11 protein-coding genes and 2 pseudogenes are annotated in these 10,791 nt (G+C 71.4%); 6 read left to right on the top strand and 7 right to left on the bottom strand.

Annotation, left to right across the window (positions count from 1 at the left end):
* On the top strand, positions 1 to 979 hold a 979-nt coding region (locus HTZ82_RS32005; protein ID WP_309235312.1), incomplete at its 5' end, for a serine/threonine-protein phosphatase.
* Here HTZ82_RS32005 and HTZ82_RS05150 read toward each other — a convergent pair.
* Positions 874 to 2,028: pseudogene (locus HTZ82_RS05150) on the bottom strand (AI-2E family transporter); the annotation flags it as partial. The gene HTZ82_RS32005 and the pseudogene HTZ82_RS05150 sit on opposite strands and share 106 nt — an antisense overlap.
* Before the next feature lie 65 nt (positions 2,029 to 2,093).
* Entirely contained in the window at positions 2,094 to 3,092 is a 999-nt protein-coding gene (locus tag HTZ82_RS05145) for a pirin family protein (RefSeq protein WP_175408067.1), read from the bottom strand.
* 139 nt (positions 3,093 to 3,231) lie between these two features.
* On the opposite strand from HTZ82_RS05145, the gene HTZ82_RS05140 reads away from it, so the two are divergent.
* Both HTZ82_RS05140 and HTZ82_RS05135 read left to right on the top strand, forming a co-directional pair.
* Positions 3,232 to 3,579 (top strand): hypothetical protein, encoded by a 348-nt coding sequence (locus tag HTZ82_RS05140; RefSeq protein ID WP_175408066.1) that lies wholly within the window; start codon positions 3,232 to 3,234, stop codon positions 3,577 to 3,579.
* The gene (locus tag HTZ82_RS05135; RefSeq protein ID WP_217623683.1) at positions 3,576 to 3,971 is read left to right on the top strand and encodes a PIN domain-containing protein; all 396 of its coding nucleotides are present in this window, start codon (positions 3,576 to 3,578) and stop codon (positions 3,969 to 3,971) included. The genes HTZ82_RS05140 and HTZ82_RS05135 overlap by 4 nt, the downstream gene beginning before the upstream one ends.
* Positions 3,972 to 4,011: 40 nt before the next feature.
* Here the strand turns inward: HTZ82_RS05135 and HTZ82_RS05130 are convergent, their stop codons facing one another.
* Positions 4,012 to 4,467, bottom strand: coding sequence for an SseB family protein (locus tag HTZ82_RS05130; RefSeq protein WP_175408064.1), 456 nt, complete (start codon positions 4,465 to 4,467; stop codon positions 4,012 to 4,014).
* A gap of 262 nt (positions 4,468 to 4,729) precedes the next feature.
* Between HTZ82_RS05130 and HTZ82_RS05125 the strand changes: the two genes are divergently transcribed.
* On the top strand, positions 4,730 to 6,433 hold the full coding sequence (locus HTZ82_RS05125) for an FAD-dependent oxidoreductase (protein ID WP_175408063.1): 1,704 nt from the start codon (positions 4,730 to 4,732) through the stop codon (positions 6,431 to 6,433).
* A 36-nt stretch (positions 6,434 to 6,469) separates the two neighbouring features.
* Here the strand turns inward: HTZ82_RS05125 and HTZ82_RS05120 are convergent, their stop codons facing one another.
* The gene (locus tag HTZ82_RS05120; protein WP_175408062.1) at positions 6,470 to 7,672 is read right to left on the bottom strand and encodes a serine hydrolase; all 1,203 of its coding nucleotides are present in this window, start codon (positions 7,670 to 7,672) and stop codon (positions 6,470 to 6,472) included.
* Positions 7,673 to 7,851: 179 nt separating this feature from the next.
* On the opposite strand from HTZ82_RS05120, the gene HTZ82_RS05115 reads away from it, so the two are divergent.
* Positions 7,852 to 8,640: an alpha/beta fold hydrolase gene (locus HTZ82_RS05115; RefSeq protein ID WP_175408061.1), complete on the top strand. Its 789-nt coding sequence runs from the start codon at positions 7,852 to 7,854 to the stop codon at positions 8,638 to 8,640.
* On the opposite strand, the gene HTZ82_RS05110 is transcribed toward HTZ82_RS05115, so the two are convergent.
* The gene (locus HTZ82_RS05110) at positions 8,621 to 8,884 is read right to left on the bottom strand and encodes a DUF397 domain-containing protein (protein WP_254711630.1); all 264 of its coding nucleotides are present in this window, start codon (positions 8,882 to 8,884) and stop codon (positions 8,621 to 8,623) included. The two genes, HTZ82_RS05115 and HTZ82_RS05110, sit on opposite strands and share 20 nt — an antisense overlap.
* A gap of 1 nt (position 8,885) precedes the next feature.
* Positions 8,886 to 9,743 carry a helix-turn-helix transcriptional regulator gene (locus tag HTZ82_RS05105; RefSeq protein ID WP_175408059.1) on the bottom strand — a complete coding sequence of 286 codons (858 nt, stop codon included), beginning with the start codon at positions 9,741 to 9,743 and terminating at the stop codon, positions 8,886 to 8,888.
* Positions 9,744 to 9,854: 111 nt separating this feature from the next.
* On the opposite strand from HTZ82_RS05105, the gene HTZ82_RS05100 reads away from it, so the two are divergent.
* Positions 9,855 to 10,076, top strand: a complete 222-nt coding sequence (locus HTZ82_RS05100) for a hypothetical protein (RefSeq protein WP_175408058.1) — start codon at positions 9,855 to 9,857, stop codon at positions 10,074 to 10,076.
* Here the strand turns inward: HTZ82_RS05100 and HTZ82_RS05095 are convergent.
* Positions 10,058 to 10,791, bottom strand: a pseudogene (locus HTZ82_RS05095) (serine/threonine protein kinase); the annotation flags it as partial. The gene HTZ82_RS05100 and the pseudogene HTZ82_RS05095 overlap by 19 nt on opposite strands.

The following is a 10,791-nucleotide window of genomic DNA, read 5'->3' as shown; positions in this document are numbered from 1 at the left end:
GGCGGCGGACTGCGCCGACGACGGGCCGCGCTTCGCGACGTGCCTGTACCTGGAGGTCGACCCGGCGACGGGCACGCTCGACATCGCGCGGGCCGGGCACCCGGACCCGGCGATCCGCATGGCCGACGGCACGGTGCTGCTGCGGGCGACGGACGGCGGGCTGCCGCTGGGCATCGTCCCGGACACGGACTATCCGACGACGCGGCTCACGCTGGAGCCCGGCGAGACCCTGATGATCTGCACGGACGGGCTTCTGGAGACCGGCGGGCACGACATGGAGACGGGCTGGCTGCGGGTCCGCAAGCTCCTGGAGGAGTACGCGCCCGCGTCCGAGCCCCTGGACGTCCTGGCGGACTCCCTGGTCCAGGCGGTGCACGGGCCGAGCTCGCACCACACGACGGGCCCGTTCGCGGACCGCCGCGAGGACGACATCGCGGTGCTGCTGCTGTCCCGTACGGCCGAGCCCGCGAGCCGCCTGGCGCCGCCGCGGCGTACGGCGCTGAGCGTGGCGCAGGCGGAGCCGGAGCGGATCTCGGGCGCCCGGCAGCAGTTGCGGGAGCTGCTGCACGACTGGGCGGACGACGACCAGGTCGACGCGGCGGTCCTGATGGTGTCGGAGATGGTCACGAACGTGCTGGTGCACACCGACGGGGACGCGCTGCTGGTGGCGGAGGCGACCGGGGAGCACGGCGCGCGGCGGCTGCGCGTGGAGGTCGCGGACGCCAGCGACGAGCTGCCGCACCGGCGGCGGCCCGGCGAGATGGCGTCGTCGGGGCGCGGGGTGCTGCTGATGGAGATGCTGGCGCACGCCTGGGGCGTGGACCCGCGGGGCGACGGCAAGTCGATCTGGTTCGAGCTCTACGAGGCGGGGGAACCGGGCGCCTCACCGGCACCGGGCGCCTCACCGGCACCGGGCGGCCCACCCGCACCCGATGCCCCCGGCGGCGCACCCGGCGATGGAGGCGTGCCGCCCGCGTAGTGCTTCCGCAGCTCCCCGGCGATACCGAACGCGGCGGCGGTGAACGGCACGGCGAGCAGCATCCCCAGGATGCCCGCGACGGCCGCGCCCGCCGTGAGCGCGACCAGGACGACCGCCGGGTGGATCCGTACCATCCGGCTCTGGATGACCGGCTGCAGGATGTTGCCCTCCAGGGTCTGCACGGCCACCACCACGCCCAGCGTCCACAGCGCGATGGCGAAGCCGCGGTCGGCGAGCGCGACGAGCACGGCGACGGCACCCGACAGGAAGGCCCCCAGGTACGGGATGTAGGCGCCCACGAACACCAGCGCGCCGAGCCCGATGGCGCCCGGCACCTTGAGGATCAGCAGCCCGATGGTGATGAACGTGGCGTCGATGAGCGCGACCAGCGTGGTCCCGCGCATGAATCCCTCGACGGCCTCGAAGGCCCGCCGCGCGATGGCCTCCAGGAGGTCGGCCCCGGAGGCGGGGGCGAGCGCCCGCATGCCCCGTACGGCGCGCCCGGCGTCCCGCAGGAAGAAGAAGAGCAGCAGCAGCGCGAGCAGGGCGATGGTGAGGATCTGCAGGAGCAGGTTGATCCCGCTGATCACTCCCGTGGCGGCCGCGCCGCCGGCCCGCCGCAGCAGGTCCTGGCCCTGCTCGATGAGGTCGTCGAGGGTGGTGCCGCGGGCGCCCAGGAAGCCGGCCACGTCGCGGACGGCCTGACGGAGGGCGGAGACGATCTGGTCCGCGGTGTCGATGAGCGCGATGGCGATGATGTACCCGGCGCCGCCGGCGACGGCGAGCACGGCGACGCAGGTGAGGGCGGCCGCCAGCGACCGCTGCACCCGCCAGCCGACGAGCCGCCGGTACACCGGCCCGAGCAGCGCGGCCCCGAGCAGCGCCAGCAGCACGGCGGTGAGGGACGTCCGGAAGGTGACGGCGAGCTGGATGACGACGTACGTGACGGCGGTGACGAGCAGCACGACGACGCACCAGGCACCGAGCCTCCGCACGGGCTCGGGCAGCAGCGCGGAGGACGGGCGGGGCGGGCCGTACTGCGGGGGCACCCCTCCACCGCATCACGCCGGGCGCCCGCCCGCCCCCGGGTGCGCGCCACCCGGGTGACGCCCTGTCAGGCGAGCGGTGCCTCGTCCGAGAGCGACACGTCGCCCTCCCCCATGCCGTGCACGGAGGGGATCCGGCCGAGCCGCCCGGCCTGGAAGTCCTCGAAGGCCTGCACCAGCTCCTCGCGGGTGTTCATGACGAAGGGCCCGTAGTGCGCCATGGGCTCGCGGATGGGCTGCCCGCCGAGGAGGACGATCTCCAGGTCGGGGGTGTGCCCGTCCTGCTTCTCGTCGGCCCGTACGGTCAGCGATCCCCCGTCCCCGAACACGGCGGTCTGCCCCATGCCGATGGGCCGCCGCTCGGCGCCGACGGCACCGCGCCCGGCGAGTACGTACGCGAGGCCGTTGAAGTCGCCGCGCCACGGCACCGTGACCTCGGCGCCCGGCTTCAGGGTCGCGTGGACCATGGTGATCGGCGTGTGCGTGATGCCGGGGCCCTCGTGCCCGTCCAGCTCACCCGCGATGACGCGCAGCAGCGCGCCGCCGTCGGGCGAGGTCAGCAGCTTCACGGACCCACCGCGGATGTCCTGGTAGCGGGGGTCCTTCATCTTGTCCTTGGAGGGCAGGTTCACCCAGAGCTGGAGCCCGTGGAAGAGTCCGCCGGACATGACGAGCGCCTCCGGCGGCGCCTCGATGTGCAGCAGCCCGGCGCCGGCGGTCATCCACTGCGTGTCGCCGTCGGTGATGGTGCCGCCACCGCCGTGGGAGTCCTGGTGGACGAAGGTCCCGTCGATGAGATAGGTGACGGTCTCGAACCCCCGGTGCGGGTGCCAGGGCGTTCCCTTCGCCTCCCCGGCCGCGTACTCCACCTCGCCCATCTGGTCCATCATGATGAACGGGTCGAGGTACTGGTAGTTGATCCCGGCGAACGCACGGCGCACCGGGAAGCCCTCCCCCTCGAACCCGCTGGGCGCGGTCGACACGGCGAGCACCTTGCGCCCCGGCACCCCGACGGGCGCGGCGACGCGCGGCAGGGCGAGCGGGTTCTCGACGGTCACGGCAGGCATGGCGAACCTCCAGGCGGTACGGCGTACGTCCAGGTTAGTTGAATCCTGAACTTCCCGCCATGGGAACGTCTGCACACCTGTCAGCATTCCGGGTGAACGCGGCCGACAACTTGCCACCCGAGTTGCTACTCTCCGAGTCATGGGCAACCCAGAGGCATACGAGAGAACGGGCGAGAACTACGCCCAGAAGGTCAGCGTCTCCATGCCGGCGGACCGCATCGCGGCTGTCAGGGCCCGCGTGGGCAAGGGCGGCTTCTCCGCGTACGTGAGCGCGGCGGTCGAGCGCCAACTGGAACGCGACCTCCTGGAAGAGCTGCTTCGGGAGAAGGAGGCGAGGATCGGCCCGGTGTCACCCGAAGTGGACGAGTGGGCTGAGGACGCCTTCCGCCGGGCCGAGGCCAAGGCGGCGGCGGAGCGGGGCGCGCGGTACGAACAGGGTGCGGAGCAGGATCGGGGCGGGGAGTGGCACGACGACAAGGCCGCATGAGCCGTGGAATTGTCCTGCTGGACAGCCAGGGTCTGAGCAAGTTGCTGGACGACGACCCACATGTCGTGAGGCTGGTGCGCAAAGCCCAGGCCAAGGACCACCTTGTGGGGCTCAGCAACCTCACGCTCATCGAGGCTTGGCACCATCGGATGCCACTGAAGCAGTTGCACTACGAGGCGTCCAAGTTGAAGGTGCTGCCGGTCTCGACCGAGATCACCTGGAAAGCCATCGATCTGCTGCGAGACGCCGGGCTGCACGGTCACAAATACGCGATTGACGCCGTCGTCGCCGCGACCGCCCTGGAGCACCCGGCGCCACGGATCGTCGTCACATCGGACGTGGACGACATGTACAAGCTGTGCGGCGACAGGATCGAAGCCGTCCCGGTGTAGGGCGGACCACGGCCACGGGGCGGCCCCGCCAGGGGTCGCCCTAGCCGTACATCCGGCGCATCGCGAAGTCGACCATCTCCTCGACCGCCTTCGCGTCGAAGACGATCCGGTGCTCGCCGTCCATGTCGAGGACGAAGCCGTACCCCGTCGGCAGCAGGTCCAGGACCTCGGCGCCGGTGATCACGAAGTACTTGGACTCCTTGCCGGCGTACCGGCGGAGCTGCTTCAGCGTGGTGAACATCGGGATGACCGGCTGCTGCGTGTTGTGCAGCGCCAGGAACCCGGGGTTGTCGCCGCGCGGGCAGTAGACCTTGGACGTGGCGAAGATCTGCTGGAAGTCCTCGGCGGACAGCGACCCGGTCGTGAACGCCCGTACGGCGTCCGCCAGTGAGGGCGGGGACGGCTCGGGGTACAGCGGCGGCTGCTGCCCGTACCCCTGCTGGGGCGGAGGCGCGTACTGCTGCTGGGCACCCGGGTTCTGCTCGTAGCCGTACATGTACGCAAGCGTACTGAGTACGGCCCGCCCCCGTGACCGCACCCGGCCACCGCCCGGCCACCGCCCACGGGCCCCCGCATGCCGCGAACGCGCCCCGCACGCCGCCCGGGGGCCACGCGCGCCCGGGCCAAGCCCCCATACACCCCCAATCTGGCGATGAATCGCCAATCGTACGATACGCACCCAACCCCGGCAGCTGGCCCCCTAGCGTGATAACGCTCCGCATCGGTCGGTGACCGAGTGCGACAGCAGCAAGTCCGGCATGGCAAGCCTCAGTTCGCCCGATCTGGAGGACCGCACCATGACCTCACGCCGCAGATTCCTGAGCATGGCCGGAGCGACGGCCGCCACCACCACTCTGCTGGACATCATGACGGGGGCCGTGCCCGCCACGGCCGCCCCGGCCACCGACGGCCTGTTCCGCCCCGTCGCGCAGCCGGCCAACGGCAAGACCGTCGCGATCCTCGGCGCCGGCCCCGCCGGCCTCGCGGCCGCGCTCCGCCTCCTGGAGGCGGGCTACACGGTCACCGTCCTGGAGGCCACGGGCCGCGTCGGCGGACGCACCCTCACCGCACGCCCCGGCGACAAGATCACCGAGAGGTGGGCCGACGGCTCCCTCCGCACCCAGGAGTGCAAATTCAGCAGCGGCCTCTACCTCAACCTCGGTGCCGGCCGCATCCCGTACCACCACCGACGGCTCCTCAAGCTCTGCCAGAAGCTCAAGGTCCCCCTGGAGCCGTACATCCACACCACCACGGCCAACCTGTACCAGACCGACAAGGCCTGGCGCGGCGCCCCCAGGCACAACCGCCGCATCGCCAACGACACCCGCGGCTACCTCGCCGAGTACCTCGCCCGCGTCGTCCAGAAACCGCCGGTCGACGACGGCCTGACGCCCGATCAGCGGGCCCGGCTGGTGGAGCTGCTCGTCCAGTTCGGCAAGCTCGACGAGATCGACAAGACCTACCCGGGCTCCACCCGGTCCGGCCTGTCCAAGCGCCCGACCGTGACGCAGATGGAGGAGCCGGCCGACCCCCTCCGGCTCGCCGACCTGCTGTCGGCACGCTTCTGGAAGCACGGGTTCTACCAGGACTCCGACTACCACTGGCACACCACGCTGTTCCAGCCCGTCGGCGGCATGGACACCATCTGGCGCATGCTCGCCAAGGCCCTGCCCGCGGGCGTCCTGACGCTCAACGCCCCCGTCACCGCCATCAAGCTGGACGGCAACAGCGTGATCGTCAACTGGACGGCGGGCGGCCGGAGCACCACCAGGCGGTTCGACTACTGCCTCAGCAACATCCCCGTGCCCGTCCTCAGGGCGGGCGTCACCCTCGAAGGGTTCCCCACCGACTACAAGACGGCCGTCGAGAAAGCCCCCTTCGCTCCCGCCTGCAAGGTCGGCTGGCAGGCCAACCGCCGCTTCTGGGAGTCCGACAAGTACGAGATCTACGGCGGCATCAGCCGCATCGACCACGAGATCGAGCAGGTCTGGTACCCGTCCAACGACTACTTCTCACCGACCGACAAGGGCACCCTCACCGGCGCCTACTGCTCCTACGACAACGCCAGGACGCTCGGCGACCGCCCGCACGAGGACCGGCTGCGCGTCGCCCGCGACGGCGGGACGAAACTGCACGACGAGTTCGCCAGCAAGACCGTCGTCCCCGACGAGCTGGGCATGTCCATCGCCTGGCACAAGGTGCCGTACATGCTGGGCGCCTGGGCCGACTGGAAGCCCGCGATCCCCGACCACAAGGCCTGGTACGCGACGCTGATCTACCCGCAGGGCGACGCGAACCAGTTCCTCGTGATCGGCGACCAGGTCTCCGCCCTGCCCGGCTGGCAGGAGGGCGCGCTCATGTCGGCGGAGTGGGCGTACCAGTGGATCGCGGGCGTCCGCCCCATGGCCAAGCGCCCGGTACGCCGCGTCCCGGACGCCCGGGAACTCACGACGGGCGGGTAGCGGACCGACGACCCGCCGACCCGCCCGGGCGGCGGGTCAGGCGAACAGCGGGTGTTCCGGTGTCAGAGCGGCCGCGATGCGCGACGCCACGGTCTGCGCGTTGTTGCCCTCCGGCGCCTCCGGTCCGGCGGTCACGGCCACGGCGACGGCCAGGCCCTCAGCGGGCAGGTACGCCATCACCCCCGCGTAGCCGCCGAAGCTCGGGTTCTGGAAGATCCACCCGTCCTTGACGACCACCCCCAGCCCGTAGTGGGACGCCTCGGTCTGCGCCCGGCACACCGTCGCCGGGCAGGTGGCGGTCGGCCCGCCCTTGCCGACCGTGCCCGGGTCGAGCAGCGTGCGGTACGCGGCCGGGCTGGTCAGCTCGCCGGTGCCGACGCCCTCCGCGCCACGGGCCAGGTCGCAGATGTCCGAGGTCAGCACCGCGCCGGGCGCGATCGTCCAGGACGGGTTCCAGAACGTCGACTCCTCGTAGCGGCCGCGGTCGTCGCTGAAGGCGTGCAGCACCGGCTGCGGCATCTCGGGTGTGAAGCTGTTGCGGGTCTCCCGCAGGCCCAGCGGGCGGAAGATCCGCTGGTGGAGCAGCCGGTCCAGGCGGGTGCCGGTGATCTTCTCCAGGGCGGCGCCCAGGAGCACGAAGTTGGTGTGGGAGTAGTTCCAGTTGGTGCCCGGCTCGTACCAGAGGGGCTTTCCCGTCGAGATGGCGACCAGCTCGCGCGGCGTCCACTGCCGGAACGGGTCGTCGATGAAGGCCTGCACGAAGCCCGGGTCGGGCACGTAGTCGTACAGGCCCGACGTGGAACTCCCGAGCATCCGCAGGGTGATCCTGTCGCCGTGCGGCAGCCGGGGCAGCCAGCGGGACACCGGCTCGTCGAGACCGACCCGGCCCTCGTCGACGAGTTGCAGCAGCACGTTGGTCAGGTACGGGATGGCCGCCCCGCCGGCGCGGAAGTGCATGTCGGTCGTGGCGGGCACGCCGGTCATGGACTCGCCGGAGGCGGTGGTGGCGACCTCACGGCCGTGGACGGTCACCTTGGCCAGTACGGCGTTCAGCCCGAGGTCCGCGCGGGCCTGCCGCACGATGTCGGCGACCCTCCCACCAGGGGTCGGCGCACAGGCGCGCGGCGGGTGCGCGGCGTGGGCGGCTGCGGCGTGGGCCGCGCCGTGGGCGGGGGCGCCGGGCAGCGCCACGGCGAGGAGCACGGCGAGGACCGGCCAGACTCTGCGGGTACGCGTCATACCTGCACTGTGTGCGCCCCAGGCGCCTCCGCCGGGCCACGCGACACGCCCCCGGCCCGCCGTCCGGCCGAACCCTACGGCCCGATCGTGCGTCCGGGCCGTGTCCGACGAGCCCACGCGGCGGAGCCGGTCAATACCTCGCAGAGGTGCGAAGACCCACGTCGAGCGAGGAGGCCGCCATGCCGACCGTTGCCGTGAACGGGACCGACATCCACTACGAGCTTCGGGGCGCCGGCCCATCGATGCTGTTCATCTCCGGTGCGACCGGCGACGCCGGACACTTCGACCGGGTCGCGGACCTGCTCGCCGACGCGTTCACCGTCGTCACCTACGACCGGCGCGGCAACTCCCGCAGCCCCCGCCCCAGCGGGTGGGAGACCACCTCCGTAGCGGAACAGGCCGACGACGCCGCGGCGCTCCTCACCACCCTCGGCCTCGCTCCCGCCGCGGTGTTCGGCAACAGCTACGGGGCGATCATCGCCCTCGACCTGCTCATCCGCCACCCCGGCGTCGTCCGCGGTGCCGTTCTGCACGACGCCACGCTCTTCTCCGTCCTGGCGAACCCGGGCCAGGCCCAGGCCGATGTGAGGCCGGTCGTCGAAGCGGGGATGGCCGCCGGGGGGCCTCCGGCGGCCGTGGAGCACTTCTTCCGATTCGCCGCGGGCGACGACACCTGGGATGGCCTGGACCCGGACCTGCGCCACCGGATGACCTCGAACGGGGAGACGCTTTTCGGCGTCGAGATGGGGACCTTCGAGTCCTACCACCCTGACGACGCGACGCTCGCCGGCATCACCGCCCCTGTCCGGGTCCTGGTCAGCCAGGAATCACCGGACGTCTTCAACGAAGCCGCCGCCTCGCTCGCCGCCCGTCTCGGGGCCGAGGTGGTACGGACCCCGGGCAGCCACACGCCGCAGTGGGATCACCCCGAGGAACTCGTCGGCATCATCAGGCCGTTCCTGCCGTGACCGCCGCGACGAACGGCGCCCAGGCGCGGGCGCTGACGATGACGACGGGGCCGTCCGGGACCTTGGAGTCCCGGACGGGGACGATGCCGGGGTGGTCGTCGGCGACTTCGAGGCACTCGCCGCCGTTTGTGCTGTAGCTGCTCTTGCGCCAGCGCGCGGCGCCCACGAAGCCTTCGGCCACTTCGAGGCACTCGCCACCACCACCACTGCTGTAGCTACTCTTACGCCAGTACGCAGCGCTCAACTCAACACAGTTGCTTGCCATTTCGGTAGTCCTCAGCCGCTTGCTCGATCATGACGAGGGACGCCTCGGGTGAGAGCGCGGCGGCCCTGAGCCGATCGTATGCCTTGTGGTACTGCTTCACGAGGGCCGGATCGTCCACGATCTGTCCGTGATACGGGCCTTCCGTATAGGTGAGCGGCGGCTCGTCGTCGAACTCCAGGAACATGAGCGACAACTGCATGAGCGGGTTCGTTGCCACGCTCCACGGCAGAACCTGTGGAAAGATCCGCCGCTCCCTCGCCAAGGCTGCGATGCGATCCAGCTGTTCTGCCATTTCCGCCGGCGGCAGTAGCGGATGCCGGATCACCGATTCGTGAAGGATCACCCAGAACTCCGGCCGGTTCGGGACATCAAGGAGCTTGGCCCGCTCCATTCGGGCCTGGACGTAGGCCTCCGTGGCTTCCGGGAGGTCGAGCGGGTGCGTCACATTGTTGACCGCCCGTGCGTACGCCGACGTCTGGAGCAGGCCCGGGATCAGGGCGTTCGCCCAGTGCTCGATCGTGCGCGCCCGCTTCTCCGCCTCCGCGATCGGCGCGAAGTACGACGCGTGCGCGCCCTGCTTGGCCTTGCGTACGTCATCGCAGCGGCGCTCGAAGAACCCGTCCGTCTTGAGGACGCGGTCCACGTGCCGGGCCAGGTCGAGCGGCATCCGCCGCTGGCCCCGTTCGATCTCGCTCAGGTACGTCGCCCCGTAGAAGCTGCCCTCCACCAACTGCCCCAGTGTCAGCCCCGCCCGTTCCCGCTGGAAGCGCAACTCCGTTCCGTAGAAGCACGGAACACTCGTCGACCCGTCGATGTCCTTACGCTGCCCTCGCGCCACAGAAGATCACCCTCCACACCTGCCGCCGTGGTCGCCAAACCCCTTCCACGGTACGCGCGTCAACGCCACTGTGTGACGGGTTCGTCACAGCACGCACAGGAAGGTGTACCCATGAACAAGGCCCTGGAGCTGGAGCTCGACCAGCAGGCGCGGGTTCTCGTGGACGAGTTGCGGATCGTCCTCGGGTCGCACGACATCAAGCTCCCGTCCCTGGGGCGGGACTTCGGCACGCCGCCGCTCATCGCGCTCGGCAACTGCAACCTCGCCACCGCCCGTGCGCTGCTCGCCGTGCTGCGGGAGAGCCCGGGGACGCGTCAGCCCGCGCGCTCGTAGTGGTAGCCGTCTCCGTGGGAGGGGCCGACGTTGTGGCGGATGCCGGTGGGCTCGTCGAGCGCGAAGTACGACGGGTCGGTGTCGGCGCAGTAGCTGCTGGAGCGGGCCCGGTCGACCGTGCGGGTGCCGAGGTTGATGCGCTTGCCGCCGTTCGTCACGGAGACGAGCTTGGCCACGTGTTCGCAGTGGGCCCCGTTGATGTCGGTGACGAGCCGTGCGGCGATCTGGCCGGGGGCGACGCGGTTGATGACCACGCGTTGCGGCTGGTTGACGTTGTACTGGAGGACGAGGTCCCAGGTGCCGACGAAGGCGGACGGCACGCGGTTGTCGGGGGCGGGGGTGGAGCCACCCGTACCGCTTCCCGTACCGCCACCGCTGCTGCTCGTACCGCCCGTACTGCTCGTAGCGCTCGTACTGCTCGTGCCGCCGGTGCCGGGGTCGGCCGGGGGCTTGGGGGGCGTGGCCGCGCCGCCGGATGAGCCTCCCGTCTGGCCTCCCGTCTGGCCGCCGGACGCGCCGCCCGCCGGGCCACCTCCGGGGCCCGCCGCGGTTCCGGTGCCGGGTGAGCCCTGATGGGCGTCCGGGCTCTTCGACGAGGACGAGGAGGGGGACGGGCCGGACGGCGTCGGCGCGGTGCTCGTCGCGGGGGTGGTGGGCGTGGTGGACGCGGCGTCGCTCCGGGACGCCGCGGCCTGCGGGCCGCTCCCGCTCCCGC

The sequence above is a fragment of the Streptomyces sp. TRM64462 genome (genome assembly GCF_013362995.1).
Lineage (GTDB): Bacteria > Actinomycetota > Actinomycetes > Streptomycetales > Streptomycetaceae > Streptomyces.
Note: the sequence above shows the minus strand (reverse complement) of the source record. Positions and strands in the feature narration are given on the sequence as shown.

What these genes read in the sequence shown, in the direction of transcription:
- HTZ82_RS05145 (WP_175408067.1), bottom strand. Translation starts at nt 3,092, where the DNA reads ATGCCTGCCGTGACCGTCGAGAACCCGCTCGCCCTGCCGCGCGTCGCC.
- HTZ82_RS05140 (WP_175408066.1), top strand. Translation starts at nt 3,232, where the DNA reads ATGGGCAACCCAGAGGCATACGAGAGAACGGGCGAGAACTACGCCCAG.
- HTZ82_RS05135 (WP_217623683.1), top strand. Translation starts at nt 3,576, where the DNA reads ATGAGCCGTGGAATTGTCCTGCTGGACAGCCAGGGTCTGAGCAAGTTG.
- HTZ82_RS05130 (WP_175408064.1), bottom strand. Translation starts at nt 4,467, where the DNA reads ATGTACGGCTACGAGCAGAACCCGGGTGCCCAGCAGCAGTACGCGCCT.
- HTZ82_RS05125 (WP_175408063.1), top strand. Translation starts at nt 4,730, where the DNA reads ATGGCAAGCCTCAGTTCGCCCGATCTGGAGGACCGCACCATGACCTCA.
- HTZ82_RS05120 (WP_175408062.1), bottom strand. Translation starts at nt 7,672, where the DNA reads ATGACGCGTACCCGCAGAGTCTGGCCGGTCCTCGCCGTGCTCCTCGCC.
- HTZ82_RS05115 (WP_175408061.1), top strand. Translation starts at nt 7,852, where the DNA reads ATGCCGACCGTTGCCGTGAACGGGACCGACATCCACTACGAGCTTCGG.
- HTZ82_RS05100 (WP_175408058.1), top strand. Translation starts at nt 9,855, where the DNA reads ATGAACAAGGCCCTGGAGCTGGAGCTCGACCAGCAGGCGCGGGTTCTC.